The organism is Variovorax sp. GW821-FHT09A10 (assembly GCF_059418385.1).
In genome coordinates this window covers 614,634-641,399 of sequence record NZ_JBWKPT010000003.1, presented here as the reverse complement: position 1 = coordinate 641,399, position 26,766 = coordinate 614,634, and the positions used below count along the sequence as shown (strand labels likewise).

The following is a 26,766-nucleotide window of genomic DNA, read 5'->3' as shown; positions in this document are numbered from 1 at the left end:
AGGGGGCGCAAGTATCATAGCCACCACATGACGACATCCTCCTCGCGCGCCGATTCCGGCTTCGCCTACAGCCGCTCCTTCTTCGAAAACCTGGTCGATTCGGCCCTGGCGCACGCCAAAAAGCTCGGGGCCACCGACGCCGGCGCCGAGGCCTCCGAGGGCTGCGGCCTGAGCGTCTCGGTGCGCAAGGGCGAACTCGAGAACGTCGAGCGCAACCGCGACAAGTCGCTGGGCATCACGGTCTACGTGGGCCACCGCCGCGGCAACGCCAGCACCTCCGACTTCTCCGAGGCGGCCATCCAGCAGACCGCCGCAGCCGCCTACGACATCGCCCGCTTCACGGCCGAAGACCCGGTGAGCGGCCTGCCCGACGAGGCCGACATTTCCAAGGACCACCCCGAGCTCGACCTGTTCCACCCCTGGGACGTGACCAGCGAGCAGGCTGCGGCCATGGCGCTGGAGTGCGAGGCGGCCGCGCTGTCGACCGACAAGCGCATCACCAACAGCGAAGGCGCCGGCGTCTCGGCGCAGCAGAGCCACTTCTTCAGCGCCCACACGCACGGCTTTCGCGGCGGCTATGCCAGCTCGCGGCACTCGATGTCGGTGGCGCCCATCGCCGGCAAGGGCGACGGCATGCAGCGCGACGCCTGGTACAGCTCGATGCGCTCGGCCGACGAACTCGCCAGCCCGCAGGCCGTGGGCCGCTACGCCGCCGAGCGCGCGCTGAGCCGCCTGAAGTCGCGCAAGATCAAGACCACCGAATGCCCGGTGCTGTTCGAGTCGCCATTGGCCGTGGGCCTCTTGGGCGGACTGGTGCAGGCCGTGAGCGGCGGGGCGCTGTACCGCAAGAGCACCTTCCTGCTCGATTCGCTGGGCAAGCCCGTGCTGCCCAAGCACGTCGACATCGCCGAAGACCCGCACGTGATGCGCGGCAAGGGCAGCTCGCCCTTCGACGACGAAGGCGTGATCACCCGCGCACGCAAGGTGGTCGATGCCGGCCGCCTCGAAGGCTACTTTCTCTCGACCTACTCGGCGCGCAAGCTGGGCATGAAGACCACCGGCAACGCCGGCGGCTCGCACAACCTGACGTTGAGTTCGCGCCTCACGAAGCACGGCGACGACCTCGACGCCATGCTGGCCAAGCTCGGCACGGGCCTGTTCGTCATCGAACTGATGGGACAGGGCGTGAACTACGTGACCGGCGACTATTCGCGCGGCGCGAGCGGTTTCTGGGTCGAAAAGGGCCGCATCGCCTTCCCCGTGCAGGAGATCACGATCGCGGGCAATTTGCGCGACATGCTGATGGGAATTGAGGCGATTGGCGCAGATGCTTACACTTTCGGCGCAAAAACCACGGGGTCGATCCTGGTCAATCGCATGAAGGTGGCAGGCGCCTGACAGGCCCTGTCGCTCGCAACGGCGCTGGCTCGACGACCCCTCCATTCAAGAACAGGGGACAGGACATGAGCAAACACAGCGCCGTACGCAAGCCGGCCCTCGAACACGAACTGCTGCGCGACCCGCGCCTGGGCTTCGAGCCGGCGGGCAGCAGTTCGGTGCGCTGCCTGCAGCACGGCGTGCCCTGGCCCTTCGACTGCTGGCATTACCACGACGAGTACGAGCTGCAGTGCATCAACCGCACCAGCGGCGACGCCTTCGTCGGCAACCACATCGGCCGCTTCGAGCCCGGCTATGTCGCCCTGGTGGGCGCGCGGCTGCCCCACACCTGGATCTCTCACGACGTGCCGCCCGAAGGCGTGGCCGACCGCAGCATGGTGATCCAGTTCCGCGACGAACCCCTGCGCAAGGGCGTGGACCTGTTCCCCGAACTGGAGACGGTGCTGCCGATGCTCGACCGCGCGAAGCTGGGCATCGAGTTCTTCGGCATCGGCGACCTCGTGCGCGAGCGCTTCGCGCGGGTGCAGAAGCAGGAGGGCATGGCGCGGCTGTCGGAGTTCATCGGCCTGCTGCACGAGCTCGCCAACTGGAGCGACTGGCGCCAGATCTCGAGCAATGCCGACCCGACCGACGAGGACCCGACGGCCAACACCCGCATGCGTCGCGTGCTTGACCACCTGCATGCGCACCTGTCCGAAGAGCTGTCGCTGCCCGCCGTGTCGGCCATCGCCAACATGGCCGAAAGCAGCTTCTCGCGCTACTTCCACAAGCACATGGGCAGCACCTTCACCGACTTCGTCACGCGGCTGCGCATCACCAAGGCCTGCGAGATGCTGCAGGTGTCCGACCGGCTGGTGAGCGACATCTGCTATGAGGTCGGTTTCTCGAACCTCGCGAACTTCAACCGCCGCTTCCTGCAGCTCAAGGGCATGACGCCCTCGGCCTACCGGCAGCAGGCGCAGGAGCGTTTCGGCCTGCGCAGCGTGCAGCACACGCCACTCGCTGCCTGATCTCTGGCTGATACGCGCTTGCCTCTTGGGCTAAACCCCGAGACGGCTTGGCAGCAAAGTATCAGATGCCCGGTGGGCGTGTAGGAGGCCTTTCGGATCGGCCGCCTAACCTTTGTTTCGTTGCTTCTGCCGGCATTTCGCCGGCAACTTGCACGAACAACAAAGGAGACACAAATGTCGATTCCGCATCCCCACCGTCTGGCCGGCCTCGCGCTCGCGCTGGCCACGCTGGCGCCCGCCGCGCTGGCGCAGGTCTGCAAGGAGGACGTGCGCGTCCTGTCGCAGCCCCGTGAAGGCCTGACGCTGCTCGAGAAATCCAAGGACGAGTTCAAGCGCCTGAGCGGTGCCTCGTTCAACGTGGACAACCTCAACGAGAACGACCGCCGCGCCAAGTCGCGCGCCGATGCGTCCACGGTCGGCAAGTACCACGTGTACTACGTCGACGAGGCCAACGTGGCGCAGTTCGTGCAGTCGAAGTGGATCGTGCCGCTCACGCCGTACTACCCGGCCAGCTACGACTACGCCGACTTCGACGCCGGCCGCCAGAAGGTTGCGACCTTCGCCGGCCAGACCTGGTTCGCGCCCCTCACCGGCGGCGGCGACCTCATGGTCTACCGCAAGGACCTGCTGGAGAAGGCGGGCATCAAGCCGCCGGCCACGCTCGACGAGTTCGTGGCGGCCGTGAAGAAGCTCAACGACCCGGCCAACGGCGTCTACGGCGTGGCGCTGCGCGGCCAGCGCGGCTCGGGTGCCAACGTGTGGCGCTGGATGCCGTTCTTCCGCGGCTACGGCGGCCAGTGGTTCGACGGCGACAAGCCGGTCTTCAACTCGCCCGCCGCCGTGAAGGCGACCCAGACCTACCTCGATCTCTTCAAGTACTCCGCGCCCGGAACCAAGACGGGCGGATGGGACGAATCCACCGGCGCCTTCCTGGCCGGCAAGGTCGCGATCCTGGTCGAGTCGACGCCGCTGGCGGGCAACGCGCTCGACCCCAAGATGTCGACCGTGGTCGGCAAGATCGCCTACGCCGTGCCGCCCACGCCGCTCACCGGCGGCGGCTACGGCCACGGCCTGGCCATCGGTGCGCGCGCCAACAAGACCGAAGAGGCGAAGAAGTGCGCGGGCCTCTTCATCGCGTGGGCCACGTCCAAGGAGAACGAGCAGCGCCGGCTGGCGGAAGGCCAGTTCGGCGAACTCAACCGCACCAGCGTGCTGAGCAGCCCGGCGTTTGCCAAGCGCTACGGCGCCGACCTCGGCAAGGCGCTGGCCGACACGGGCAAGGTCACGGCGGTGAACTTCTGGCAAGACCCGGCCTGGCCTGACCTGGGCGACCGCTGGGGGATCATTCTGGAAGAGCTGATCACCGGCTCGCGCACCGACATCCAGGCCGGGCTCGACGAACTCGACGCCTACGCCAAGCAGCTGATCGCGCGTCGCAAGAAGTGAGCAAGCGTTCCCACAAAACACGGCTGCCGGCCGTGTTCATCGGGCCGGGGCTGCTCGTATTGGCGGTCCTGGCGCTGGTGCCGACGGTGTTCGCCATCGCCATCTCGCTGCAGGACCGTGAACTGGGCCAGACCGACACGGCCTGGGTCTGGTTCAGCAACTACGTGCAGCTGTTCTCCGACCGGCGCTTTCTGAACTCGGTGCGCGTGTCGCTGGTGTGGGAGGTGCTGACCGTCAGCGCCACCATGGCCCTGGCCGTGCTCATGGGCACGCTGATGCACCGCTGCGCCACGCCGCGCTGGCGCCAGGTGCTGTCGATGCTGTTCATCGTGCCGGTGCTGCTGCCGCGCGTGTCGGCCGCCTTCGTCTGGAAGTTCGCCTTCCATCCGCTGTTCGGCCTCATCACGTGGCCGTACAAGGCGATCACCGGCGAGCCGCTGGACCTGTTCGCCGACCCGGTGCTGGCGCTGCTCACGGTGGCCTTCGTCGACGTGTGGCAGTGGGGGCTGTTCTTCGGCGTCATCGTGCTGAAGCTGCTCGAAACCCTGCCGCCGCAGCCCTTCGAGGCCGCGCGGCTGGACCACGCGAAGACCTGGGAGGTGTATGCCTACGTGGCGCTGCCGATGCTGAAGGCGCCGCTCATCAGCCTGGCCTTCGTGAAGATGGTGGAGTCGCTGCGCGCCTTCGACCTCATCTACGTGATGACGCGCGGCGGCCCCGGCATCTCGACCGAGACGCTCGACATGTATGCCTTCTCGCAGGGCTTCATCGAGTCGGGCCGCATCTCGTACGCGTCGAGCATGGCGGTGCTGATGATGGTCGCCTCCACGGTCGCGTTCACCTACATCTGGAAATGGACCAAACCGTCATGAAGAAGCTTGCCATCGGAACGCTGCTGGCGCGGCTGGCACTCGTCGCGGCCGGGCTCTCGGCCCTCGTGCCCGTGCTGTGGACCTTTCTCAACTCGTTCAAGAACCGGGTCGACATCGTCTCGGCCGTGCCGAAGTTCTTCTTCACGCCCACGCTCGACAACTACCTGTACGTGCTGAACCGCGAGGCCGTGGCCGCGGGGCTGGTCAACTCGATCGTGGTGGCGGGCGCGGCGGTGATCATCGGCGCGGTGCTGGGCCTGCCGGCCGCCTATGCGTTGGCGCGCTACCCGCTGCGCTGGGGCAACGACATCCAGTTCTTCGTGCTGTCGATGCGCTTCCTGCCGCCGGTGGCGGTGGCCATTCCGCTCATGGTGATCTGGCTGCAACTGGAGCTGTACGACTCGCGCGTGGCGCTCATCGCCACCTACACGCTGCTCACGCTCTCGACCGTGATCTGGCTCGCCATTCCGGCCTTCAAGGCGGTGCCGAAGGAAGTGGAAGAGGCCGGCCGCGTCGACGGCTACGGACCCTACGCGATCTTCTTTCGCATCGCGCTGCCGATTGCCGCGCGCTCGCTGGTGGGCGCCATCGCCTTTGGCTTCGTGCTGGTGTGGAACGAGTTCCTCATCGCGCTGATGCTCACCACCTCCGAGGCCAAGACGCTGCCCATCGTGGCGTCGGAGCTCAGCCAGCTCGGGCGCGACGTGCCCTGGGGCATCCTGAATGCCTCGGTCATCCTGCTGTCGCTGCCGCCATTGCTCATGGTGGGCGTGCTCAGCGGTTTTCTCAATGCCGCGTTCAAGCGTAAGCGGGAGGCTGAATGAGCCGCGCCGCTGCTTCTCTTTCTCCAGAACCCAAAATGTCTGCCATCCGCTGTCACCACCTCATCAAGCGCTACGGGGAAACGCAGGTCGTCCACGCCTTCGATCTCGACGTGGCCGACAACGAGTTCGTCGTGTTCCTCGGCCCCTCGGGCTGCGGCAAGTCGACCATCCTGCGCATGCTCGCGGGCCTGGAAGACATCAGCGGCGGCGACCTGCACATCGGCGGCCAGCGCGTGAACGACCTGCCGCCGCAGGAGCGCGGCATCGCGATGGTGTTCCAGAACTACGCGCTGTATCCGCACATGACGGTGCGCGACAACATCGCGTTCGGGCTCAAGCGCCTCAAGGTGCCCAAGGCCGAGATCGACAGCCGGATCAAGGAGGTCTCGGACACGCTGGGCCTGGAGCGCTACCTGCAGCGCAAGCCCACCGAGCTGTCGGGCGGCCAGCAGCAGCGCGTGGCGATTGCGCGCGCCATGATCAAGACGCCGAAGGTGTTCCTGTTCGACGAGCCGTTGTCGAACCTCGATGCCAAGCTGCGCAACCACATGCGCATCGAGATCGCGAAGCTGCACCAGACGCTGAAAACCACCACGGTGTACGTCACGCACGACCAGCACGAGGCCATGACGCTGGCCGACCGGATCGTGCTGCTGCGCGACGGGCGTATCGAGCAGGTCGGCACGCCGCAGGAAATCTTCGAGCGCCCGCGCTCGGCCTTCGTGGCCGGCTTCATCGGCACACCGCCGATGAACCTGATGGAGATGGCGGTGCATGCCCTGGACGGCGGGCAGTGCGAGCTGCGCGGAGGCGGCGGCTCGGTGCGCGTCGATGCGCGCCGCTTCGCGCTCGAAGGCCGCGAGCGCGTGACGCTGGGCGTGCGCTCGGCGCACCTGCACCTCGACACCGCCAGGGCGAGCGGCGAAGGCTTTGCCGGCGAGGTCCAGCTCATCGAGTACCTCGGCAACGAAGTGCTGGTGAGCGTGGGGCAGGGCGACCAAGAGATCGCCGTGCTCCTGCCGTCCGCGGCAGGCCCCCGGCTCGGCGAGCCGCTGCGCTTCGTGGCCGATGCGCAGCAGGTGCACCTGTTCGATGTCGCGACGGGCGCTTCGCTGCTGCGTCCGGATGCCGCGCTGCACTGAGTGTGTGGCCCCGTTTCAACCCTCTGAGAAAGATGCAATGAAAGCACTGGTTCTGGAAAAGGCGCACGAGATCACGCTGCGCGATGTCGAGCTGCCGCTGCACGTCGGCCCGCGCGACGTGAAGATCCGCATGCACACCGTCGGTGTGTGCGGCAGCGATGTTCACTACTACCAGCACGGCGGCATCGGCCCGTACGTCGTCGATGCGCCGATGATCCTCGGCCACGAGGCCTCGGGCGTGGTGGCCGAGGTGGGCGCCGAAGTCACCCACCTGAAGCCCGGCGACCGCGTCTGCATGGAGCCCGGCATTCCCGACATGGACTCGCGCGCCGTGCGCGAAGGCTTCTACAACCTCGACCCTGCCGTGCGCTTCTGGGCCACGCCGCCGATCCACGGCTGCCTCACGCCTTTCGTGGTGCACCCGGCGGCCTTCACCTTCCGCCTGCCCGACAACGTGAGCTTCGGCGAAGGCGCCATCGTCGAGCCGCTGGCCATCGGCCTGCAGGCCGCGAAGAAGGCGGCGCTGAAGCCGGGCGATGTGGCGGTGGTCATCGGCGCCGGCACCATCGGCGCGATGACGGCGCTGGCCGCGCTCGCGGGCGGCGCGGCGCGCGTGATCCTGGCCGACCTCGTGCCCGAGAAGCTGGCGCTGTTCGCCCACAACCCGGCGGTGACGACAGTCGACGTGCGCAGCACGAACCTGGCCGACACCGTGCAGGCACTCACCGACGGCTGGGGCGCGAACGTGGTCTTCGAAGCCAGCGGCAGCGCGCGCGCCTTCGACAACGTGTTCGACCTGCTGTGCCCCGGCGGCTGCCTCGTGCTGGTGGGCATACCCGCCGCGAAGGTGGCTTTCGACATCGTCGCGATCCAGGCGAAGGAGGCGCGCATCGAGTCGGTGTTCCGCTACGCCAACATCTTTCCGCGCGCGCTGGCACTCATCGCATCGGGGCAGGTCGATGTGAAGCCCTTCATCTCGCGCACCTTCGCGTTCGAGGACGGTATTGCCGCGTTCGAGGAGGCCGCGGCCGGGCGCGTCACGGATGTGAAGATCCAGATCGAATTTCCCGCCGCCGAAGCCGCCTGAACGCCCCGCAAGGGCGCGGGACAAGGGGAAACGCTGGGGAATGCAGTGGCAGGGCGCGGCTACAGTGGCTGCGCTTTGCCACTCGCCGCCCTGCGCGCTTCCTCGCCCATGCTCTTGCCGTTTCGCAATGTCGTTCTCACCGGTGCCTGCGGCGGCCTCGGGCAGGCGCTGGCGCGTGCGCTGATCGATAGCGGTGCGCGCGTGGCGCTGGTGGGGCTCGACACCGCACGCCTCGCGGCGCTCGCGGCCCCAGCCGAAGGGCGCTGCAAGGCCTACACGCCCGACGTGTCCGACGGCCCCGCCATGCAGGCGATGGCGGCCGACTGGATGCAGCGCTTCGGCCCACCCGACCTCGTGATCGCCAACGCGGGCGTGGCCGGCGGCTACGACACCGCCGAGGCCGACGACCTGGCCGTGTTCCGCCGCATGCTCGAGATCAACCTGCTCGGCGCGGCCACCACCTTCCAGCCCTTCGTGCAGCCGATGCGCGCAGCGGGACGCGGCGCGCTCGTCGGCGTGGCCAGCATCGCGGGCTGGCACGGCATGCCGGGCAACGGCGCCTACTGCGCGAGCAAGGGCGGCCTGATCCGTTACCTCGAAAGCCTGCGCGCCGAGCTGCGCGGCACGGGGCTCACGGTGCACACGGTGAGCCCGGGCTACATCCGCACCGCGCTCACGGCCGGCAACCGCTTCGCGATGCCGGGGCTGCTCGAGGCCGATGCGGCGGCGCGCCAGCTGCTGACGGGCCTGGCGGCCCGGCGCGAAAAGATCGTGCTGCCGCGGCGCATCGGCTGGCTGTCGAAAGCGCTCGACCTGTTGCCCGCGCCGCTGCACGACCGCCTGCTGCGCGGCCAGCCGCGCAAGCCGCGCGTGGGCGAGGCGGGTGCCACCGCCATTCCCGGCCTGAATTCCCAGAAAGAACCTCCCCGCCGATGACGCCTTCCGCCACTGCCGTTCCGACACACGAACAGATCGCCCTCATCGGCGCCGGGCCCTCGGGCCTGGCGGGCGCCCGCAATCTGCAGAAGCTCGGCGTTCCGTTCCAGGGCTTCGAGGCGCACAGCGACGTGGGCGGCCTCTGGGACATCGACAACCCGCGCTCCACGGTCTACCACTCGGCGCACCTGATCTCGAGCAAGCGCACGACCGAGTTCGCCGAATTCCCGATGGCCGACACCGTGGCCGACTACCCGAGCCACCGCGAGCTGCGTCGCTACTTCAGCGACTTCGCCGACCGCTTCGGCCTGCGCGCGCACTTCCGCTTCGGCACCCGCGTGCTGCGCGTGGAGCCGGTGAGCGACGCACCCGACACGCGCTGGCGCGTGAGCGTGGAGGCGCCCGACGGCACCGTGGAAACCGATGAGTACAAGGGCGTGGTGATCGCCAACGGCACGCTGTCGGAGCCCAAGCATCCGCAGTTCGAAGGCCACTTCGACGGCGAGCTGCTGCACACCAGCAGCTACAAGCACGCCGAGCTCTTCAAGGACAAGCGCGTGCTGATCGTCGGCGCCGGCAACTCGGGCTGCGACATCGCAGTGGATGCCGTGCACTACGCGCAAAGCGTCGACATCTCGGTGCGGCGCGGCTATTACTTCGTGCCCAAGTACGTGTTCGGCAAGCCGGCCGACACGCTGGGCGGCAAGCGTCCGCTGCCGCCGTGGCTCAAGCAGAAGGTCGATGCCACCGTGCTGCAGTGGTTCACCGGCGACCCGGTGCGCTTCGGATTTCCGAAGCCCGACTACAAGATGTACGAGTCGCACCCGGTGGTGAACTCGCTGGTGCTGCACCACGTGGGTCACGGCGACATCGGCGTGCGCGCCGACATCGCGCGGCTGGCGGGGCACACCGTGCATTTCAAGGACGGCAGCGCGCGCGACTACGACCTGATCCTCACGGCCACGGGCTACGCGCTGCACTACCCGTTCATCGACCGCGAGCTGCTCAACTGGCAGGGCATGGCGCCGCGCCTGTACCTGAACATCTTTTCGCCGCGCTTCGAGACGCTGGGCGTGCTCGGCATGATCGAGGCGAGCGGCATCGGCTGGCAGGGGCGCTACGAGCAGGCCGAGCTGCTGGCGCGCTATTTCCGCGCGCACGCGGCAGGCTCGCCCAAGGCTGCCGCCCTGCGTACAGCAGTGCAGGGGCCGCCGCCCGATCTGTCGGGTGGCTTCAAGTACCTGCAGCTGGAGCGCATGGCCTACTACGTGCACAAGGACACCTACCGCGCGGCCGTGCGCCAGGCCGCTGCCGCACTGGCCGACTGATCGTCTTTCTACAAGGGGTTCCGCGCATGCTGCCTGTCGACGAGATCCGCCTGCACTTCAACCCGGCCTCGCTGGTGCTGCTCAACGTGGTGCTGGGCTTCCTGATGTTCGGCATTGCGCTGGACACGCGCATCGACGACTTCAGGCGCGTGGCGCGCATGCCCGGCGCGATGGCGGTGGGCATCGGTGCGCAGTTCGTGGTGCTGCCGGCCGTGACCTTCGTGCTCACGCTGATCCTGCAGCCGGGCCCGAGCATCGCGCTGGGGATGATCCTCGTGGCCTGCTGCCCGCCGGGCAACATCTCGCAGATCCTCACGCACCGCGCGGGCGGCAACGTGGCGTTGTCGGTGTCGATGACGGCCATCTCGAACGCGCTGTCGATCGTGGTGATGCCGCTGAACTTCGCGTTCTGGGGCGGCCTGCATCCCACGGCTTCGGTGCTGCTCAAGACCATCGCGCTCGACCCCTTCGACATGCTGGGCCACATCGTGATGATCATCGGCATTCCCTTCGTGCTGGGCGTGGCCTGCGCGCACAAGCTGCCGGGGCTCACGGCGCGCATCAAGAAGCCGGCGCGCATCCTGAGCTTCCTGGCGCTGATCGCCTTCATCGTCGGCGCCATCGCGGGCAACTGGCGCTACTTCCTCGATTACGTGGGGCTGGTGCTGATGGCCGTGGTGATCCACGACGCGCTGGCCTTCGGCACCGGCTACCTGTGCGCGCGGCTCTCGGGGCTGGGCGACTACGACCGGCGCGCGGTGGCCATCGAGGTGGGCATCCGCAACGCGGGGCTCGGGCTGGTGCTGATCTTCAGCTTCTTCGGCGGGCTCGGCGGCATGGCCGTGGTGGCCGGCGTGTGGGGCTTCTGGGACATCATCGCGGGCCTGGCGCTGGCGAGCTGGTGGGGGCGCAAGCCTGCGACGCCATGAGCGAGGTCTGGAAGGCGTCCGCGCGACGCGTGTTGATCACCGGCGGTGACGGTTTCCTGGGGCGCAGCGTGCTCGCCGCATTGGCCGGGCAAGGCAGCTTCGAAACGCTGGTGGCACTCGACGTGCGCGAAGTGCCCGCCGAGCGTCGGCTGCCCGGCGTGGTCTACCTGCAGCGGGACGTGCGCGACGACGGCATCGCCGACGTGCTGGCCGAACACGTGATCGACACGGTGGTGCACCTCGCGTCCATCGTCACGCCCGGCAAGGACTCGAACCGCGCCTTCGAGCATTCGGTCGACGTGGGTGGCACGCGCAACGTGCTCGACGCCTGCGTGGCGCGCGGCGTGGGGCACATCGTGGTGTCGTCGAGTGGCGCGGCCTACGGCTACCACGCGGACAACCCGGCCTGGATCACCGAGTCGCAGCCGCTGCGTGGCAACCCGGTGTTCGCCTACGCTGACCACAAGCGGCAGGTGGAAGAGATGCTGGCCGACTGCCGCAGGCAACATCCCGCGCTGGCGCAGACGGTGCTGCGCATCGGCACCATCCTCGGCGAGCGCGTCGACAACCAGATCACGGCGCTGTTCGAGAAGAAGCGGCTGATCGCCATCCGCGGCAGCGACAGCCCCTTCGTGTTCGTGTGGGACGAGGACGTGACCGGCGCCATCGCCCATGCGCTCGGTGGCGCGCCGCCCGGCTGCTACAACCTCGCGGGCGACGGCGCGCTCACCATCCACGAGATCGCCGCGCGCCTGGGCAAGCGCGCCATCGCCTGGCCGGCCGGCGTGCTGCAGGCGGCGCTGGCCGCAGGTTCGGCGCTGGGCGTGAGCCGCTACGGGCCCGAGCAGCTCGACTTCCTGCGCTACCGGCCGGTGCTGCTGAACACCGCGCTGAAGACCCAGTTCGGCTACGTGCCGCGCAAGACCAGTCGCGAAGCCTTCGAGGCTTTCGTTGCGGCGCGTGCGCGGCAGGGAAGGCCGGTCACTTGCGCGTAGCGTCCGCCGGCGGTGGTGGCGCGATGAGGTAGTCGAGCATGCGCCGCGCATTGAGCGGCAGGTCTTGCGACGAGCGCACGCAGGCCATGAGCGTGCGTTCGGCCCACGGGTCGGCCAGCGAGGCGCGCGCGATCTTCATCGAGCGGGCGCAGCGCTCGGCCGCGGTCTGCGGCACGATGCCCACGCCGATGCCGTACTCGACCATGCGGCACACGGCCTCGAAGTTGCGCACGCGCACGCGGTAGGCCAGGTGCCTGGCGAGCGCGCGTGCATGGCCGGTGATCAGCTGCTGCAGCGCGCTGTCGGCGGGCAGGCCGACGAACTCGCTGTCGACCACCTCGGCCAGGTGCACGCGGCGCCGGCTGGCCAGCGCGTGGCCGCGTGGCATCACCAGCACGAGGTCGTCGCGGCGGAAGGGGTGGCATTCGAGGCCGTCGCTGTCGATGGCGTCGGAGACGATGCCGATGTCGCACAGGCCGCTGCGCAGGGCCTCCACGGTGTCGGGGCTGGCGCGTTCCTCAAGGTCGACCGAGATGCGCGGATGCTCGGCCAGGAAGCGGCTCAGCACCTCGGGCAGGTGCTCGGTGAGCGCCGAGGTGCCGCACATGAAGCGCACGTGGCCCTTGAGGCCCTGGCCGTACTCGCCGAGTTCGCCGCGCAGCCGCTCCATCTGCTGCAGCACGACGCGCGCATGGTGCAGCAACGTGCGCCCGGCCTCGGTGGGGCGCACGCCCTGCGCGTGGCGCGTGAGCAGCGGCGTGCCGAGCGCGTCTTCCATGCCGCGCACGCGCTGGCTGGCCGAGGCCAGCGTCATGTGCGAGCGGCCGGCGCCGGCCGTGAGGCTGCCGGCTTCGACGACGTGGAGAAAGAGCCGCAGGTCGGTCAGGTCGAATCGCATGATGGGCCGCAAGGTAGCACGCCAGCCTCAGCCTGCGCCTGAGGCTGGCTGCGCGAAAGCCGCATTTCCAGCCGATGCGCCCGTCGGCAGACTCCGCGGCGATGACGATCTCCAACGATGCAATGGGCCTGTGGGCGGCGGCGGCCGCGGTCTTCCTGCTGGCCGGCCTGATCAAGGGCGTGATCGGCCTGGGGCTGCCGACCGTGGCGATGGCGCTGCTCGCGCTGTGGATGTCGCCCGCACAGGCGGCGGCGCTGCTGATCGTGCCCTCGCTGGTCACCAACCTCTGGCAGACCGGACCGCGCGCGAGCTTCGGCGCGGTGTTCCGCCGCATCGGCCGCATGCAGGCCGGCGTCGTGGCGGGCACGCTCGCCGGGGCGTGGTGGCTGGGCGTACCGGCCGGGGCCTGGGCTTCGCTGGCGCTCGGCGTGGCGCTGGTGATCTATGCGCTGTGGGGGCTGACGGGGCGGCAGCTGCACGTGAGCGACGCACAGGCGCGCTGGCTGGGGCCCGTGGTGGGTGCCGCGACGGGACTGGTGACGTCCGTGACCGGCGTGTTCGCGGTGCCGGCCGTGCCGTACCTGCAGGCGCTGGGTTTCCAGCGCGATGCGCTGATCCAGGCCATGGGCATCTCGTTCACCACCTCGACCGTGGTGCTGGCCCTGGGACTGGCGGCCAACGGGAGCTACCCGGCGGCGGTGCTGGGCGGGTCGCTGGCGATGCTGGTGCCGGCGGTCGGCGGCATGGTGCTGGGCACCTGGCTGCGGCAGCGGCTGCCGGTGGCCGTGTTCCGGCGCTGCTTCCTGATCGGGCTGGCGCTGCTGGGGGCGTACATGGCGCTGCGCGCCGTCATGTCCGCCTGATCCCGTGATCGGTCAGCTGGCGGCCAGCAGGGCCGCGCGCACGCGCTCGATGGTCTGGCGGTAGGGCAGGGCGAAGTCCTCGATGGCCGCGTCGGCGTCGAGCCAGCGGAACGAGAACACCAGGCCTTCTTCTTCGGGGCTGCCCGTGGCCATGTGCTCGAAGGTTTCGGGCAGGGCGCGGTGGTCGCGCATCAGGAAGATGTGCCAGCGCTGCGGATGGCGGTGCGTGTTGCCTTCGACGCCGGCTTCGCACTCGCGCTCCAGCGTGCCCAGCGATTCGAGCCGGCCGGCGAACACCAGGCCCGACTCTTCGAGCAGCTCGCGTCGCACGGCCGCCTCGGGCGACTCGCCGGGCTCGATGGTGCCCTTGGGCAGCTGCATGTTGCCGTCTTCGGGATGACGGAACACCAGCAGCCGGCCCTGCGCATCGACCAGGCAGGCGCAGGCCTTCGGGATCGTTGCGACGGGCGCGGCGCCGAGCGGGCTGCTGCTGCCGTTCTTCATGGCGGTGGCCGCCTCAGGCGCCCGTGAGGGCGGCCTTGACCGCGGCGCTGACCTGGCCCATGTCGGCCTTGCCAGCCAGGCGCGTCTTGACCACGCCCATCACCTTGCCCATGTCGCCGGGGCCAGCCGCGCCGAGTTCGGCCACGATGGCCTTCACCGCGGTGGCGACTTCGTCGGCGCTCATGCGCTGGGGCTGGTACACCTCGAGGACCTTGATCTCGGCGGCTTCCTTGTCGGCCAGGTCGATGCGACCGCCGGTGGTGAACGCGGCGATCGAGTCCTTGCGCTGCTTGACCATCTTGTCGACGATGGCGATGACCATGGCGTCGTCGAGCTCCACGCGCTCGTCGACTTCCTTCTGCTTCATGGCGGCGAGCAGCAGGCGGATGGTGGCCAGGCGCTCCGAATCCTTGGCGCGCATCGCCGTTTTCATGTCTTCGGTGATTTGTTCTTTGAGAGTCATTCTTCGCAACCTTTCGGAAAAAACAAAAGCCGCGGCAGGTTTCCCTGGCGCGGCTGGTGCAACGGGGCGCTGGCGAGGACTTTCGTCGGGGCCAGCTGCCCTGGGCGTTGCTTAGTACAGCTTCTTGGGGAGCTGCATGCTGCGCACGCGCTTGTAGTGGCGCTTGACCGCAGCTGCCTTCTTGCGCTTGCGCTCGGCCGTCGGCTTCTCGTAGAACTCGCGGGCGCGCAGGTCGGTCAGCAGGCCGAGCTTTTCGATGGTGCGCTTGAAGCGGCGCAGGGCGACGTCGAAGGGCTCGTTTTCTTTAACGCGGATGGTGGTCATTGATGAATCGTTGAAATGGATTTGGCCGGGGGAGATCGAGGCCCCAAACCGGGGTTCCTCAACTGAAAACTTTTTGCGGCCGTTGAGGGAAGGCCAGAGTTAGCCCGCGATTATAGCGCGGTTGCACATGCGTGTGCGCTCGCCCACGCCCATTGGAAGTTGTATCCGCCCAACCAGCCGGTCACGTCGACCACTTCGCCGATGAAATACAGGCCCGGCTGCTTCGATTCCATGGTCTGGGACGACAAATCGCGGGTGTCGACGCCGCCTGCCGTCACCTCGGCCTTCTTGTAGCCCTCGGTGCCGCTGGGGGTGATCTGCCAGCGGGCGATGCGCTCGGACAGTGCCGCCAGCGCCTTGTCGGTGGCCTCGTTGACCGGGCGCTGCAGGGCCGGGTCTTCGCCGACCCAGGCGTCGGCCAGCCGCGAGGGCACCAGCGCGGCCAGCTCGTTGGCGATGCGTTTCTTCGAGCGCCGTTTGGCGTCGGTCAGCGACTCGGCCACGTCCATGCCGGGCGCAAAGTCCAGCGTCAGCGGGGCGCCGGGCTTCCAGTAGCTCGAAATCTGCAGCACCGCCGGGCCCGACAGGCCGCGGTGGGTGAACAGCAGGTCTTCCAGGAAGGCCATCTTGTCCTTCTTGCCGCCGGTCTCGATGCGCACCGGCAGCGCCAGCCCGGCCAGGCTGGCGTAGGGCGCCCAGGCGTCGCCGCCGAAGGTCAGCGGCACCAGCGCCGGACGCGGCGTGACCAGCCGCAGGCCGAACTGCTCGGCGAGCCGGTAGCCGAAGTCGCTTGCACCAATTTGGGGAATCGACAAGCCGCCGGTCGCCACCACGAGCTTGGGCGTGTCGATCGGACCGCGCGTGCTACTGATTTGGTAGCGTCCGTCGACAAAGGCGATGTCGCCGAGCTTGCACGGCTGCCAGCGCTCGACGTTGCCGGCGGCGCACTCGGCCAGCAGCATGTCGACGATCTGCTGCGAGGAGCCGTCGCAGAACAGCTGGCCCTTGTGCTTCTCGTGGTACGCGATGCCGTGGCGCTGCACCATGTCGATGAACTGCTGCGGCGCGTAGCGCGACAGCGCCGAGCGGCAGAAATTCGGGTTGTCGCCCACGAAATGGCGCTGCGGGGCGCGCACGTCGAGGTCGCGGTTGGTGAAGTTGGCGCGGCCGCCGCCCGAGATGCGGATCTTTTCGCCGACCTTCTCGCTGTGGTCGACCAGCAGCACGCGCAGGCCGCGCTGGCCTGCCAGCGCGGCACACAAGAGACCGGCGGCGCCGGCACCGACGACAACGACGTCAAAGGAAGAAGAAGGAGGGGAAGAAGAAGGAGAGCTCAAGCGGGTCCGTCCGCCGCCAGCACCGGCGGCGGGTTGTATTTGAGGTGGCCCACGTAGCGCAGCGGCTGCGTGGCGGCAATCGAGGGCACGTCGCCCTCGCGCATGTGGAGCAGGTCGGCCGGGCTCACCCAGCGCGGGTCTGCGTCGGTGATCGGCGCACCGGCCTGGCGGTAGGCCTCCAGCACGAACTGCGAGCAGAAGAACTGGTCGTTGCGGCTGGCGCCGAGCTGCACCATCGCCATGCCGCTGATGCAGTACGCGCTGACGGCCGAAGGAATCAGCGGCAGCTCGCACAGCCGGCGGTTCAGCACGAAGGGCGCGTTCAGCAGCACGCCGGCCGTGTTGTAGCGGGTGCCGACCTTGGAATTCGCCCAGTCGCGCATCTTCTCGATGTGGGCCGGTTCGAGGCCCGGCACGCGAAAGGCCACGACCATCTGCTCTTCGTCGACCACCTCGGCCAGCGGCCGGGCGCGCACGCCGGTGCCCACGGCCTCGGCGATCTGCCCGTCGCCCAGGTACAGCACGGCGTGGCTCACTGGCGAGAAGGTGCCCAGGCGGATGCCGAAGGAGTTCACCGTGGCGATCGAGGTCAGCAGGATGTCGCCGGGCTCAAGCACGTCGGCGACGATCAGCTCGCCGCCGTTGCCGGGAGCGATCACCGAGCTTTGCACGCGCAGGCGCAGGCCCGAAGTTTCGGAAGGCATCTCGATGCGCGTGGCGCAGGCCGAGAGCAGGAGCGGCAGCGCCGCGGCGAGCGCCGCAGCGCGAAGAAGGGAGGCCATGGTCATCCCTTCCAGACGAACGGGAACTTCAGTTGCTTGAAGAAGCCGTTGGGCACGTAGTCGCCCAGCACGCCGTACTTCTCGGGCCAGAGCTTGGTGCTCTTCACCGCGGTGCCGAAGAGGTAGTCGAGGAAGGCGTAGTGCGCCGCGTAGTTCTTGTCGAGCGCCTCGATGTCCTGGCTGTGGTGCCAGTGGTGGAAGTTGGGCGTCACGATCAGGTAGCGCAGCGGCCCCAGGCGCACGCTCACGTTGCAGTGGTTGAACACCGCCTGGAAGCCGACCACCACGATGTAGGCATCGATCACGTCCTTGCTGAAGCCCAGCACGTAGATCGGCGCGAGCACCAGCGTGCGCGTGATCAGCAGCTCCAGGATGTGCTGGCGCGAGCCCGCCATCCAGTCCATGCTCTTCACGCTGTGGTGCACGGCGTGCAGGCGCCACAGCACCGGCACCTCGTGGTACGCGCGGTGCGTCCAGTACTGCACGAGGTCGGCCACCAGGATGATCAGCAAAATGCCCGCCCAGAACGGCAGGTTGCTCACCCAGCCGCGGATGCCGTCGTTGGCGGCCCAGCCGAAGAGCTTGTGCACCATGAGGTTGGTGGCCAGCAGCACGAAGCCCACGATCATGTGGTTCACCACGAAGTGATGAAAGTCGGTCTGCCACTCTTCGCGGAACACGGGTTGATCTTTGCGCAGCGCAAAGAGCTTTTCGATGAAGATGAAGATCAGCGACGAGCCCAAGAGGTCGAGGATGAACCAATCGAGCCCGATGTACGGCGTGTGGTCCGCGAAGTCGTGCACCGGCACCTTGTGCCCGCCCAGCAGCGCCGACACCACCACCAGCAGGAACGCGGCCGACGAGAGCCAGCGCGAGCGGTTGAAGATGATGTTGACCAGCGAGAGCCCGCCGGCAATGACCAGCGCCGTGAGCAAGATGACGCGCATCACGTCGACGTTGTAGCTCTTGCGCAGCTCGGGCGTCGTCAGATACTGCGGGAAGTGGAAGGCCAGCACGCCCAGGAAGCACAGGGCGGCGAGGCTGAAGGCGATGGTGCCCGTGACCAGCCCGCGCCCGCGGCGCAGCTCGCCGTGGCTTTCGGTGAATTCGTTGAGTTTGTCGAGCATCCCTGCCTCTTCCTTCTTGTTCGTTGGGCCGGGCGGGATTTTAGGCGGCGCCCGGGCGGCGGCGCTACACTGCGCCTCCTCATGGCCCGCCGCTCCCTCCGTCGCTGCATGACCGCGTTGTTCGTGGTCCTGTCGCTGCTGTTCTCGCAGCTGGCGCTGGCAGGCTATGTCTGCCCCGGCGCCTCGGACAGCCCGGGGTCGATGGCCGAGAGGATGGCGTCGGGCGAGCCCTGCGAAGGCATGGACATGGCCCAACCGGTGCTGTGCTTCCAGCACGCCGCCGACCTGTCGCTGTCCTTCGAGCCGGTGAAGCTGACCACGCCCTCGCTGCCGGCCATCGTGCAGCTCGTGGTGATGCCCCTGGTGCTGGTGTCGGAAGGCCATGCCCTTCCGCCGCAGGCCGTGCCGGAGCGGCAGCATCCACCACCCGACCCCGTTTTTCTCGCCACGCGCCGACTGCGCGTCTGACCCCTCCGTCGACTGACCGGTGCTGGTGCGGCGCGTCCGCTTGCCAGCGATTCGCTCGTTCGTTTGCGGAGTTTTCATGTTCATTTCCTTTTCGCGCGCGGCCGCATGGGCTGCCGCGCTGCTGCCGTACCTGGCGACGGCGGCCCCCCTGTCCCTGGAGGACGCGCTTCAGCGGGCGACGCAACGCTCCGAAGCCACCCGCGCCGCCCGTGCCGGCGTCGCCAGCGCCTCGGCGGCGGCCTCCGCGGCCCCGCAGCTTCCCGACCCCACGCTGCGCATCGGCGTCGACAACCTGCCCGCGACGGGTGCGGACCGTTTCCACACCACGCGCGATGCGATGACGATGAAGCGCATCGGCCTCAGCCAGGAATGGCTGTCCGCCGACAAGCGCGCCGCGCGGCAGGCCGCCGCCGAGGCGTCGGTCGGCCTGGAGGCGGTGCGGGTGCAGGCCGCCGTGGCCGACACCCGCCGGCAGGCCGCGCTCGCCTACGTGGACGCCTTCTACGCCGGCGAGAGCGTCACGCTCGCGCGGCGCATGGAACACCATGCGCATGAAGAACTGGAGGCCTCGCGCGCACGCCTGTCGTCGGCCGCGGGGAGCAGCCAGGACGTGCTGGCGCTGGCCGGCGCCAGAGGCATCGCGGAAGACGAGACGGCCGACCTCCTGCAGCAGCAGGAAGCCGCCAGCGTCGTCTTCCAGCGCTGGGTCGGCGTGCCGCCCGACGAACTGCGGTCTCCGGGCGCCATCGCCGTGCCCTCCGAAGCCGCCTACGTGGCCGCGCACCCCACGGTCGCGGCCCTGCAGCGCGATGTCGACGTGGCCGGGCAGACGGCGGCCGTCACCGCGTCCAACCGCAAGCCGAACTGGACCTGGGAACTCGCCTATGGCCAGCGCACCGGCTACGCCGACATGGTGTCGGTGGGCCTGAGCATTCCGCTGCCCATCGCCCCCGGTGAGCGGCAGGACAGGGACACCGCCGCCAAGCTGGCCTTGGTCGAGAAAGCCGAGGCCGACCTGGCCGAAGCCACCCGGGCCGCGACCGCCGAGTACCAGGCGCTGCGCAGCGATGCGCAACGCCTGCAGCAACGCATCGACCGCTACCGCACGGGCGTGGTCGTTCCGGCCGGCCAGAGAACGGCAGCCGCAACGGCGGCCTACCGCTCCAACCAGGGCAGCCTCGTCACGCTGTTCGAGGCGCGCCATGCCGAAGTCGAAGCGCAGCGCAAGCTGCTGGCGCTGCAGCGCGACCTGGCCAGAACCCACGTCCAACTGGCCTTCCGGCCGCTCACCATCGAGGGGGCCCCATGAACCGCACACGCACGATCGGCGCAGCGCTGCTGGCCGCCCTGTTGCTCGCAGCAGGCGCCTTCTACCTGGGGCGCACGACCGCCCCCTCCACGGAGGCGCCGGCGATCACGCCGTCCACCCCGGACGGCCGCAAGGTCCTCTACTGGCACGACCCCATGATGCCGGGCCCGCGCTTCGACAAGCCCGGCAAGTCGCCCTTCATGGACATGCAGCTGGTGCCCATGTACGCCGACAGCGCCACCGGCACGGGCAGTGCGGGCGGCGTGCAGGTGAGCCCCACGGTCCAGCAGAACCTCGGTATCCGGTATGCCGGCGTGCGGCGCGCGGAAGTCTCCGCGTCTTTCGATGCCGTCGGCGCCGTGCAGTTCGACGAGCGGCTCAACGTCGTCGTGCAGACGCGCGTGGCGGGCTACGTCGAGCGCCTGTCGGTCCGCGCGCCGATGGAGCGCGTGCGCAAGGGGCAGGCGCTGGCGACGGTCTTCGCGCCTGAATGGCTGGGCCCGCAGAACGAATGGCTGGCCCTCAAGAAATCAGGCGTTCCCGCCGACCTCGTCGCAGCGGCGCGTGATCGCATGCGGGCCCTGTCCATCCCCGCCGAGCTCATCCGCCGCAGCGAGGAGACCGGCACGGCGCAGGCGCGCTACGTGCTCACCGCGCCGTCCGACGGCGTGGTGGCCGAGCTGGGCGTGCGCGAAGGCGTCGCGGTCACGCCCGGCATGACGCTGTTCCGTATCGCGGGCCTGGAGAAGGTCTGGGCGGTGGCCGAGATCCCGGAAGCGCAGGCCGTGCGGCTCGCACGCGGCCAGAAGGTCAAGACGGTCCTCCAGGCCGATGCTGCCCAATCGTTCGACGGCACGCTCGACGAGATCCTGCCCGAGGTCAACGCCGCCACCCGCACCCTGAAGGCCCGCTTCGAAGTCGACAACAGGAACGGAAAGCTCACGCCCGGCATGCTGCTGCGCCTGCAGGTGGCGGGGCCCGCCAGCACCCGGCTGGTCGTGCCGTCCGAAGCCGTCATCCGCACCGGCAAGCGCGCGGTCGTCATCGTGCGCAAGGCCGACGGCGCGTTCGAGCCGCGCGACGTGTCGACTGGTGCGGACCTGGGCGACGACACCGAAGTCATCTCCGGCCTGAATGAAGGCGAGCAGGTGGTGGCCAGCGGCCAGTTCCTCATCGACTCGGAGGCCCGGCTGCGTTCGGCGCTGGGCAGCATGACATCGCCTGCGGCCACGGCCACGGCCGCAGCGCCGGCCGCCGTGCTGCACCAGGCCGAAGGCAAGGTCGAAAGCGTGGCCCCCGACGGTCTTACGATCTCGCACGGCCCCGTCGCCACGCTCAAGTGGCCGCCGATGACGATGGGCTTTGCGAAGGCATCGCCCGAGGCGTTCCCGGACATCCAGCCCGGCGACCTGGTCCGCTTCGAGTTCAAGGAAGGCGGCCCCACCGGCTACGAGCTGGTCTCCGTCCAGCGCATGCAAGCGGGCGCCAAGCGATGATCGCCGCCGTCATCCGCTGGTCGATTGGCAACCGCTTCCTGGTGCTGATCGCGACCTTGTTCCTGGTGGCCGCGGGGTGGTGGTCGGTGGTGCGCACGCCGCTCGATGCGCTGCCCGATCTGTCGGACACGCAGGTCATCATCCGCACGCCTTTCCCCGGCAAGGCGCCCCAGGTGGTCGAAGACCTCGTCACCTACCCGCTGACCACCACCATGCTCAGCGTGCCCGGTGCCAAGACCGTGCGCGGCTACTCGTTCTTCGGCGACTCGTTCGTCTACGTGCTGTTCGACGACAAGACCGACCCGTACTGGGCGCGCTCGCGCGTCGTCGAGTACCTGAACCAGGTGCAGGGCAGGCTGCCCGCGGGCGCGAACGCCTCGCTGGGCCCCGATGCCACGGGCGTGGGCTGGGTCTACGAGTACGCGCTGGTCGACCGCACGGGCACGCGCGACATCGGGCAGCTGCGCGCGCTGAACGACTGGTTCCTCAAGTTCGAGCTCAAGACCGTGCCCGACGTGGCCGAGGTCGCCAGCATCGGCGGCATGGTGCGCCAGTACCAGGTGGTGCTCGACCCCGACCGCATGCGCGCGCTGGGCATCACGCAGTCGATGGTCGTTGCGGCGCTGCAGAAAGCCAACCAGGCCTCGGGCGGCTCGGTCGTCGAACTTGCCGAGGCCGAGTACATGGTGCGTTCGCGCGGCTACCTGCGTTCGCTGGACGACTTCCGCACCATCCCGCTGGCCGTGACGGGCGCCACGCCGGTGCTGCTGCGCGATGTGGCCACCGTGCAGATCGGCCCCGAGATGCGCCGCGGCATCGCCGAACTCGACGGCGAAGGCGAAGTGGCCGGCGGCGTGATCGTCATGCGCTCGGGCAAGAACGCGCGCTCCACCATCGAGGCCGTCAAGGCCAAGCTCGATGCCCTCCAACCCGGCCTGCCGCCGGGCGTCGAGATCGTGCCGACCTACGACCGCTCGCTGCTGATCGACCGCGCCGTCGACAACCTGCGCGGCAAGCTGATCGAGGAGTTCATCGTGGTGGCGCTGGTCTGCGCGGTCTTCCTGTTCCACCTGCGCTCGGCGCTGGTGGCCGTGGTGGCCTTGCCGATCGGCGTGCTGGCGGCCTTCATCGTGATGCACTGGCAGGGCGTCAACGCCAACATCATGTCGCTGGGCGGCATCGCGATCGCCATCGGGGCGATGGTGGACGGCGCCATCGTGATGGTCGAGAACGTGCACAAGCACATCGAGGCCTTCGAGACAGAGCAGGGCCGGCAGCCCACGGTGGTCGAGCGATGGCGGCTCGTCACCGACGCGTCGGTGGAGGTCGGGCCGGCGCTGTTCTTCTCGCTGCTGGTGATCACGCTGTCCTTCGTGCCCGTGTTCTCGCTCGAGGCGCAGGAAGGGCGGCTGTTCTCGCCGCTGGCCTTCACCAAGACCTACGCGATGGCGGCTGCGGCGGGGCTGTCGGTCACGCTGATCCCCGTGCTCATGGGCTACCTGGTGCGCGGCCGCATTCCGCACGAAGGCGCCAATCCCGTGAACCGCTGCCTGATGGCCGTGTACCGGCCTGCGCTGGAGCTGGTGCTGCGCTTTCCCAAGGGAACGCTGGCCGTTGCTGCGGTGCTGCTGGCGCTGACCGTGGTGCCGCTGATGCGCCTGGGCGGCGAGTTCATGCCGCCGCTGGACGAGGGCGACCTGCTCTACATGCCTTCGGCGCTGCCCGGGCTGTCGGTGTCGAAGGCCGCCGAGCTGCTGCAGCAGACCGACCGCCTCATCAAGACCGTGCCCGAGGTCGCGCGCGTGTTCGGCAAGGCCGGCCGCGCCGACACCGCGACCGACCCCGCGCCGCTCGAGATGTTCGAGACCACGGTCCAGTTCAAGCCGAGGAGCGAGTGGCGCGCCGGCATGACACCCGACCGGCTGATCGAGGAACTGGACCGCGCCGTCAAGGTGCCGGGCCTGAGCAACGTGTGGGTGCCGCCCATCCGCAACCGCATCGACATGCTGGCCACGGGCATCAAGAGCCCGGTCGGCATCAAGGTGGCGGGGGCGGACCTGGCCACGATCGATTCGCTGACCACGCAGATCGAGGCGGCGGTGAAGGGCGTGCCCGGCGTGTCGTCGGCGCTGGCGGAACGGCTCACCGGCGGGCGCTACATCGACGTCGATGTCGACCGGCTCGCGGCCGCGCGCTACGGCCTCTCGGTGGCCGATGTGCAGGCCGTCGTGTCCACGGCCATCGGCGGGGAGAACGTCGGCGAAGTGATCCAGGGCCGCGAGCGCTATCCGATCAACGTGCGCTATCCGCGCGAGATCCGCGATTCGCTGGAGCGGCTGCGGCAGCTGCCTTTCGTGACCGACAAGGGCGCGCAGCTGTTGCTGGGTGACGTTGCGCGCATCACCATCGAAGACGGCCCGCCGATGCTGCGCAGCGAGAACGCGCGGCTGTCGGGCTGGGTCTACGTCGACGTGCGCGGGCGCGACCTGCGCTCCGCCGTCCACGACATGCAGGCGGCGGTCGACCGGGCCGTGAAGATGCCCGCGGGCTACGCGGTGTCATGGTCCGGCCAGTTCGAGTACCTGGCGCGCGCGACCGAGCGGCTGAAGCTGGTCGTGCCGGCCACGCTGGCGGTGATCTTCGTGTTGCTGTACCTGCTGTTCCGCTCGTTCACCGATGCGGCCTTGGTGATGGCGGCCGTGCCGTTCTCGCTCGTCGGCGGCTTCTGGCTCATCTGGGCGCTGGGCCATTCGATCTCGGTGGCGACGGCGGTGGGCTTCATCGCGCTGGCCGGCGTGGCGGCCGAGTTCGGCGTGGTGATGCTGGTCTATCTGAAGAACGCGCTGGCACGGCGCCTCGATGCCGGCGAGCCGATGAACGACGAGACGCTCCTGGCCGCGATCCGCGAAGGCGCCGTGCTGCGCGTGCGGCCCAAGGCCATGACCGTGGCCGTCGTGATGGCCGGCCTGCTGCCCATCCTGTGGGGCAGCGGCACCGGCTCGGAGGTCATGACCCGCATTGCCGCGCCCATGGTGGGCGGCATGGTCACCGCGCCGCTGCTGAGCATGCTGGTCGTGCCCGCGGCCTGGTATCTGCTGCGCCGCCGCGCCCCTTTGTCGCCTGCTGTTTCCAACCCCCCATCCCATCAAGGAGCCACTTCATGAACATCCTCCATCCTCTTGCCTTCGCACTGATCGCCGGCCTGGCCGGTGCCGCCCAGGCCCAGGCGCCGAAGAGCGAGCCACCGCCCGCGAAGGCGTCCGCGCCGGGCATGCTGACCGATGCGGTGGTCCAGAAGATCGACCCGGCCCGCGGCCTGATCGTGTTGAAGCACGGCGACATCCCCAACCTGGCGATGCCGCCGATGACGATGGGTTTCGATGTGGCCGAGAAGCCGATGCTTGAACAGGTCAAGCCCGGCGACAAGGTCCGGTTTCATGTCGAGGTGGTGAAGGGCAAGCCGACCGTCACGTACCTCGAAGCTGCGCGCTGAGAGGCGCCTGGCTAGGTGCCGAACCGGCCGGCGTCGCCCGGCTGCAGCGCCGCCGCGGCCAACCCCTGCAGCACGTCGCCCACCACGATCACCGCCGGGCTGGCCAGCCCGGCGTCGGCGATGCGCGCCTGCAGGCCCTGCAGCGTGGTCACGAGGTGGCGCTGGTGCGGCAGGCTCGCGTGCTGCACCACGGCCACGGGCGTGTCGCCCGGCAGGCCGTGCAGCAGTTCGCGCTCGATGTGGCCGGCGCCCGAGACGCCCATGTAGATCACCAGCGTGAGGCGTGCGTTGTGCGCCGTGGCGGCCAGCGCGCGCCAGTCGGTCGGGTCTTCGGCCGCGCCCGCGCCGGTCTTGGCGTGGCCGGTGACGAAGACCACGCCCTGCGCATGGTCGCGGTGGGTGAGCGGCACGCCCAGCGAGGTCACGGCGGCCAGGCCGGCGGTGATGCCGTTGACCACCGCGCATTCGATGCCGGCCTCGCGCAGGTGTTCCACCTCTTCGCCGCCGCGCCCGAAGATGAACGGGTCGCCGCCCTTCAGGCGCACCACCGTCTCGCCTTCGCGCACGGCCGTGATCATGAGCCGCTCGATGAACGCCTGCGGCGTGCTCTTGCAGCCGCCGCGCTTGCCCACGTGCACGATGCGCGCGCCGGGCCGGGCATAGGCCTGGAGCACGGCGTCGTTCACGAGGTCGTCGACCAGCAGCACCGTGGCGGCCTTGACGGCCTTGACGGCCTTGACGGTCAGCAGCTCGGGGTCGCCGGGGCCGGCGCCCACCAGCGTGCAGCGGCCGGTGATGAGGGTGGAGGGGGTGTTCATGCGTGGGAGGCCAGTTCGGTGATGTGCCTGACTTGCGTCGCGATGGCTTCGGGCACGGGAAGCTCGCCGGCCAGCACGCGCCGCGTGTAGGCGGCCGTGGTGGCGACGTCGATTTCTTTCGGCAGGCCGGGCACGTCGGCGGCGGTGCCGGCGGCCTGGGCCTGGAGTTCGCTGCGCACGCCGCGCACGAAGCCGTCGATCTGCGCGGTGCGGCGCGGGTCGGAGACCACCTCGCCTTCGAGGCCGCGCGAGAGCAGGGCGGTCATGCCCGTGAGCTCGAAGGTCTCGCCCATCGTGCGCGCGTATTCGGGGTGCGTGTAGCTGGCCACCACCACGCAGGGGCCGGTGGTCGGGCGCATCAGCTTGACCACGCTGTGGCCGGGGTTGCGCAGGCCCACCACGCGGCGCACGTCGAGCAGGCGCTTGAGCGCGGGGTTCAGCAGCTCGGTCGGGGCAAAGCCCACCTGGCCGGCGGCGATCGGGGTGAGCGTGGTCATCGGGGGCATGTCCAGGGCTGAAAGCACGTTCGATGCCAGTACGCGCGAGGTTTCGCTCGCGCTGCCGTGCACCAGCACCGGCAGGCCCTCGCGCGCCAGCAGCAGCGCCAGGAGCGGCGTGAGCACCGGCAGCTTGCGCGCGCCGTTGTAGCTGGGCAGCACGATCAGCGGTCCGCTGCGGGTCGTCACGGGGTTCAGGCGCGCATGCGTGGCGTCGAGAAAGCCGGCCATCTCTTCGGGCGTCTCGCCCTTGATGCGCATGGCCAGGCAGAAGCCGCCGATTTCCAGGTCGGTGACCGTGCCGTCCAGCACCTGGCCGAACAGGTCGCAGGCCTGCTCGCGCGTGAGCGGACGGGCGCCCCGCGCGCCGCGGCCGATTTCCTTGATGTAGTGGCTGATTCCCATGGGTAGGCGGATTGT

Annotated in this window: 26 protein-coding genes; 17 read left to right on the top strand and 9 right to left on the bottom strand. The window is 69.1% G+C overall.

What is annotated here, in order from left to right; translation table 11 throughout:
• The first annotated feature begins 27 nt into the window (after window positions 1–27).
• The 11 genes from pmbA to AC07Q9_RS16160 all read left to right on the top strand — a co-directional run bounded on the left by pmbA (window position 28) and on the right by AC07Q9_RS16160 (window position 11,967).
• On the top strand, window positions 28–1,398 hold the full coding sequence (pmbA, locus tag AC07Q9_RS16210; protein ID WP_489058790.1) for a metalloprotease PmbA: 1,371 nt from the start codon (window positions 28–30) through the stop codon (window positions 1,396–1,398).
• 65 nt (window positions 1,399–1,463) lie between these two features.
• Window positions 1,464–2,408, top strand: coding sequence for a cupin domain-containing protein (locus tag AC07Q9_RS16205; protein WP_489058789.1), 945 nt, complete (start codon window positions 1,464–1,466; stop codon window positions 2,406–2,408).
• A 174-nt stretch (window positions 2,409–2,582) separates the two neighbouring features.
• Window positions 2,583–3,854 carry an ABC transporter substrate-binding protein gene (locus AC07Q9_RS16200; RefSeq protein ID WP_495310710.1) on the top strand — a complete coding sequence of 424 codons (1,272 nt, stop codon included), beginning with the start codon at window positions 2,583–2,585 and terminating at the stop codon, window positions 3,852–3,854.
• Window positions 3,851–4,726, top strand: coding sequence for a carbohydrate ABC transporter permease (locus AC07Q9_RS16195; RefSeq protein ID WP_495310709.1), 876 nt, complete (start codon window positions 3,851–3,853; stop codon window positions 4,724–4,726). Before AC07Q9_RS16200 ends, AC07Q9_RS16195 begins: the two co-directional genes overlap by 4 nt.
• 11 nt (window positions 4,727–4,737) lie before the next feature.
• Entirely contained in the window at window positions 4,738–5,550 is an 813-nt protein-coding gene (locus AC07Q9_RS16190) for a carbohydrate ABC transporter permease (RefSeq protein WP_492682893.1), read from the top strand.
• A 35-nt stretch (window positions 5,551–5,585) separates the two neighbouring features.
• Window positions 5,586–6,692, top strand: a complete 1,107-nt coding sequence (locus tag AC07Q9_RS16185) for an ABC transporter ATP-binding protein (RefSeq protein ID WP_495310708.1) — start codon at window positions 5,586–5,588, stop codon at window positions 6,690–6,692.
• 37 nt (window positions 6,693–6,729) lie between these two features.
• Window positions 6,730–7,779 carry an NAD(P)-dependent alcohol dehydrogenase gene (locus tag AC07Q9_RS16180; protein WP_495310707.1) on the top strand — a complete coding sequence of 350 codons (1,050 nt, stop codon included), beginning with the start codon at window positions 6,730–6,732 and terminating at the stop codon, window positions 7,777–7,779.
• A 108-nt stretch (window positions 7,780–7,887) separates the two neighbouring features.
• Window positions 7,888–8,715, top strand: a complete 828-nt coding sequence (locus tag AC07Q9_RS16175; RefSeq protein WP_489058784.1) for an SDR family oxidoreductase — start codon at window positions 7,888–7,890, stop codon at window positions 8,713–8,715.
• Complete coding sequence (locus AC07Q9_RS16170; RefSeq protein ID WP_495310706.1) at window positions 8,712–10,043, top strand: flavin-containing monooxygenase; 1,332 nt, start codon at window positions 8,712–8,714, stop codon at window positions 10,041–10,043. Before AC07Q9_RS16175 ends, AC07Q9_RS16170 begins: the two co-directional genes overlap by 4 nt.
• Window positions 10,044–10,069: 26 nt before the next feature.
• Entirely contained in the window at window positions 10,070–10,972 is a 903-nt protein-coding gene (locus tag AC07Q9_RS16165) for a bile acid:sodium symporter family protein (RefSeq protein WP_095949103.1), read from the top strand.
• On the top strand, window positions 10,969–11,967 hold the full coding sequence (locus AC07Q9_RS16160) for an SDR family oxidoreductase (protein WP_495310705.1): 999 nt from the start codon (window positions 10,969–10,971) through the stop codon (window positions 11,965–11,967). The genes AC07Q9_RS16165 and AC07Q9_RS16160 overlap by 4 nt, the downstream gene beginning before the upstream one ends.
• On the opposite strand, the gene AC07Q9_RS16155 is transcribed toward AC07Q9_RS16160, so the two are convergent.
• Window positions 11,954–12,865 (bottom strand): LysR family transcriptional regulator, encoded by a 912-nt coding sequence (locus AC07Q9_RS16155; RefSeq protein WP_489058780.1) that lies wholly within the window; start codon window positions 12,863–12,865, stop codon window positions 11,954–11,956. The two genes, AC07Q9_RS16160 and AC07Q9_RS16155, sit on opposite strands and share 14 nt — an antisense overlap.
• 101 nt (window positions 12,866–12,966) lie before the next feature.
• On the opposite strand from AC07Q9_RS16155, the gene AC07Q9_RS16150 reads away from it, so the two are divergent.
• Complete coding sequence (locus AC07Q9_RS16150) at window positions 12,967–13,728, top strand: sulfite exporter TauE/SafE family protein (RefSeq protein ID WP_495310704.1); 762 nt, start codon at window positions 12,967–12,969, stop codon at window positions 13,726–13,728.
• 12 nt (window positions 13,729–13,740) lie between these two features.
• Here the strand turns inward: AC07Q9_RS16150 and AC07Q9_RS16145 are convergent, their stop codons facing one another.
• The 6 genes from AC07Q9_RS16145 to AC07Q9_RS16120 all read right to left on the bottom strand — a co-directional run bounded on the left by AC07Q9_RS16145 (window position 13,741) and on the right by AC07Q9_RS16120 (window position 18,265).
• Window positions 13,741–14,232, bottom strand: a complete 492-nt coding sequence (locus tag AC07Q9_RS16145; RefSeq protein WP_495310703.1) for an NUDIX domain-containing protein — start codon at window positions 14,230–14,232, stop codon at window positions 13,741–13,743.
• Between the two features lie 13 nt (window positions 14,233–14,245).
• Complete coding sequence (locus AC07Q9_RS16140) at window positions 14,246–14,695, bottom strand: GatB/YqeY domain-containing protein (protein WP_489058778.1); 450 nt, start codon at window positions 14,693–14,695, stop codon at window positions 14,246–14,248.
• A gap of 111 nt (window positions 14,696–14,806) precedes the next feature.
• The gene (rpsU, locus tag AC07Q9_RS16135) at window positions 14,807–15,019 is read right to left on the bottom strand and encodes a 30S ribosomal protein S21 (RefSeq protein WP_007833691.1); all 213 of its coding nucleotides are present in this window, start codon (window positions 15,017–15,019) and stop codon (window positions 14,807–14,809) included.
• A gap of 110 nt (window positions 15,020–15,129) precedes the next feature.
• Window positions 15,130–16,356: a BaiN/RdsA family NAD(P)/FAD-dependent oxidoreductase gene (locus AC07Q9_RS16130; protein WP_495310702.1), complete on the bottom strand. Its 1,227-nt coding sequence runs from the start codon at window positions 16,354–16,356 to the stop codon at window positions 15,130–15,132.
• Window positions 16,353–17,138 (bottom strand): YaeF family permuted papain-like enzyme, encoded by a 786-nt coding sequence (locus AC07Q9_RS16125; protein WP_495310701.1) that lies wholly within the window; start codon window positions 17,136–17,138, stop codon window positions 16,353–16,355. Before AC07Q9_RS16125 ends, AC07Q9_RS16130 begins: the two co-directional genes overlap by 4 nt.
• Window positions 17,139–17,140: 2 nt before the next feature.
• Window positions 17,141–18,265 carry a sterol desaturase family protein gene (locus AC07Q9_RS16120; RefSeq protein WP_159276074.1) on the bottom strand — a complete coding sequence of 375 codons (1,125 nt, stop codon included), beginning with the start codon at window positions 18,263–18,265 and terminating at the stop codon, window positions 17,141–17,143.
• A gap of 108 nt (window positions 18,266–18,373) precedes the next feature.
• Here AC07Q9_RS16120 and AC07Q9_RS16115 point away from each other — a divergent pair, with 108 nt between their 5' ends.
• From AC07Q9_RS16115 to AC07Q9_RS16095, 5 genes are all read left to right on the top strand, one after another.
• Window positions 18,374–18,733 carry a hypothetical protein gene (locus AC07Q9_RS16115; RefSeq protein ID WP_495310699.1) on the top strand — a complete coding sequence of 120 codons (360 nt, stop codon included), beginning with the start codon at window positions 18,374–18,376 and terminating at the stop codon, window positions 18,731–18,733.
• A 76-nt stretch (window positions 18,734–18,809) separates the two neighbouring features.
• Window positions 18,810–20,042: a TolC family protein gene (locus AC07Q9_RS16110; protein ID WP_495310696.1), complete on the top strand. Its 1,233-nt coding sequence runs from the start codon at window positions 18,810–18,812 to the stop codon at window positions 20,040–20,042.
• Window positions 20,039–21,538: an efflux RND transporter periplasmic adaptor subunit gene (locus AC07Q9_RS16105; protein WP_495310694.1), complete on the top strand. Its 1,500-nt coding sequence runs from the start codon at window positions 20,039–20,041 to the stop codon at window positions 21,536–21,538. The genes AC07Q9_RS16110 and AC07Q9_RS16105 overlap by 4 nt, the downstream gene beginning before the upstream one ends.
• Window positions 21,535–24,702 (top strand): efflux RND transporter permease subunit, encoded by a 3,168-nt coding sequence (locus AC07Q9_RS16100; protein ID WP_495310692.1) that lies wholly within the window; start codon window positions 21,535–21,537, stop codon window positions 24,700–24,702. Before AC07Q9_RS16105 ends, AC07Q9_RS16100 begins: the two co-directional genes overlap by 4 nt.
• The gene (locus AC07Q9_RS16095; RefSeq protein ID WP_495310690.1) at window positions 24,699–25,031 is read left to right on the top strand and encodes a copper-binding protein; all 333 of its coding nucleotides are present in this window, start codon (window positions 24,699–24,701) and stop codon (window positions 25,029–25,031) included. Before AC07Q9_RS16100 ends, AC07Q9_RS16095 begins: the two co-directional genes overlap by 4 nt.
• Before the next feature lie 11 nt (window positions 25,032–25,042).
• On the opposite strand, the gene cobA is transcribed toward AC07Q9_RS16095, so the two are convergent.
• Both cobA and ybiB read right to left on the bottom strand, forming a co-directional pair.
• The gene (cobA, locus tag AC07Q9_RS16090) at window positions 25,043–25,849 is read right to left on the bottom strand and encodes a uroporphyrinogen-III C-methyltransferase (protein WP_495310688.1); all 807 of its coding nucleotides are present in this window, start codon (window positions 25,847–25,849) and stop codon (window positions 25,043–25,045) included.
• A complete protein-coding gene (gene ybiB / locus AC07Q9_RS16085) occupies window positions 25,846–26,751 on the bottom strand; it encodes a DNA-binding protein YbiB (protein ID WP_495310686.1) in 906 nt (301 codons plus the stop codon). The genes cobA and ybiB overlap by 4 nt, the downstream gene beginning before the upstream one ends.
• Between the last annotated feature and the right edge of the window lie 15 nt (window positions 26,752–26,766).

Coding starts and splice junctions, on each gene's coding strand:
- pmbA (WP_489058790.1), top strand. CDS start 28: ATGACGACATCCTCCTCGCGCGCCGATTCCGGCTTCGCCTACAGCCGC.
- AC07Q9_RS16205 (WP_489058789.1), top strand. CDS start 1,464: ATGAGCAAACACAGCGCCGTACGCAAGCCGGCCCTCGAACACGAACTG.
- AC07Q9_RS16200 (WP_495310710.1), top strand. CDS start 2,583: ATGTCGATTCCGCATCCCCACCGTCTGGCCGGCCTCGCGCTCGCGCTG.
- AC07Q9_RS16185 (WP_495310708.1), top strand. CDS start 5,586: ATGTCTGCCATCCGCTGTCACCACCTCATCAAGCGCTACGGGGAAACG.
- AC07Q9_RS16180 (WP_495310707.1), top strand. CDS start 6,730: ATGAAAGCACTGGTTCTGGAAAAGGCGCACGAGATCACGCTGCGCGAT.
- AC07Q9_RS16175 (WP_489058784.1), top strand. CDS start 7,888: ATGCTCTTGCCGTTTCGCAATGTCGTTCTCACCGGTGCCTGCGGCGGC.
- AC07Q9_RS16170 (WP_495310706.1), top strand. CDS start 8,712: ATGACGCCTTCCGCCACTGCCGTTCCGACACACGAACAGATCGCCCTC.
- AC07Q9_RS16165 (WP_095949103.1), top strand. CDS start 10,070: ATGCTGCCTGTCGACGAGATCCGCCTGCACTTCAACCCGGCCTCGCTG.
- AC07Q9_RS16160 (WP_495310705.1), top strand. CDS start 10,969: ATGAGCGAGGTCTGGAAGGCGTCCGCGCGACGCGTGTTGATCACCGGC.
- AC07Q9_RS16155 (WP_489058780.1), bottom strand. CDS start 12,865: ATGCGATTCGACCTGACCGACCTGCGGCTCTTTCTCCACGTCGTCGAA.
- AC07Q9_RS16150 (WP_495310704.1), top strand. CDS start 12,967: ATGACGATCTCCAACGATGCAATGGGCCTGTGGGCGGCGGCGGCCGCG.
- AC07Q9_RS16145 (WP_495310703.1), bottom strand. CDS start 14,232: ATGAAGAACGGCAGCAGCAGCCCGCTCGGCGCCGCGCCCGTCGCAACG.
- AC07Q9_RS16140 (WP_489058778.1), bottom strand. CDS start 14,695: ATGACTCTCAAAGAACAAATCACCGAAGACATGAAAACGGCGATGCGC.
- rpsU (WP_007833691.1), bottom strand. CDS start 15,019: ATGACCACCATCCGCGTTAAAGAAAACGAGCCCTTCGACGTCGCCCTG.
- AC07Q9_RS16125 (WP_495310701.1), bottom strand. CDS start 17,138: ATGGCCTCCCTTCTTCGCGCTGCGGCGCTCGCCGCGGCGCTGCCGCTC.
- AC07Q9_RS16120 (WP_159276074.1), bottom strand. CDS start 18,265: ATGCTCGACAAACTCAACGAATTCACCGAAAGCCACGGCGAGCTGCGC.
- AC07Q9_RS16115 (WP_495310699.1), top strand. CDS start 18,374: ATGACCGCGTTGTTCGTGGTCCTGTCGCTGCTGTTCTCGCAGCTGGCG.
- AC07Q9_RS16110 (WP_495310696.1), top strand. CDS start 18,810: ATGTTCATTTCCTTTTCGCGCGCGGCCGCATGGGCTGCCGCGCTGCTG.
- AC07Q9_RS16105 (WP_495310694.1), top strand. CDS start 20,039: ATGAACCGCACACGCACGATCGGCGCAGCGCTGCTGGCCGCCCTGTTG.
- AC07Q9_RS16100 (WP_495310692.1), top strand. CDS start 21,535: ATGATCGCCGCCGTCATCCGCTGGTCGATTGGCAACCGCTTCCTGGTG.
- AC07Q9_RS16095 (WP_495310690.1), top strand. CDS start 24,699: ATGAACATCCTCCATCCTCTTGCCTTCGCACTGATCGCCGGCCTGGCC.
- cobA (WP_495310688.1), bottom strand. CDS start 25,849: ATGAACACCCCCTCCACCCTCATCACCGGCCGCTGCACGCTGGTGGGC.
- ybiB (WP_495310686.1), bottom strand. CDS start 26,751: ATGGGAATCAGCCACTACATCAAGGAAATCGGCCGCGGCGCGCGGGGC.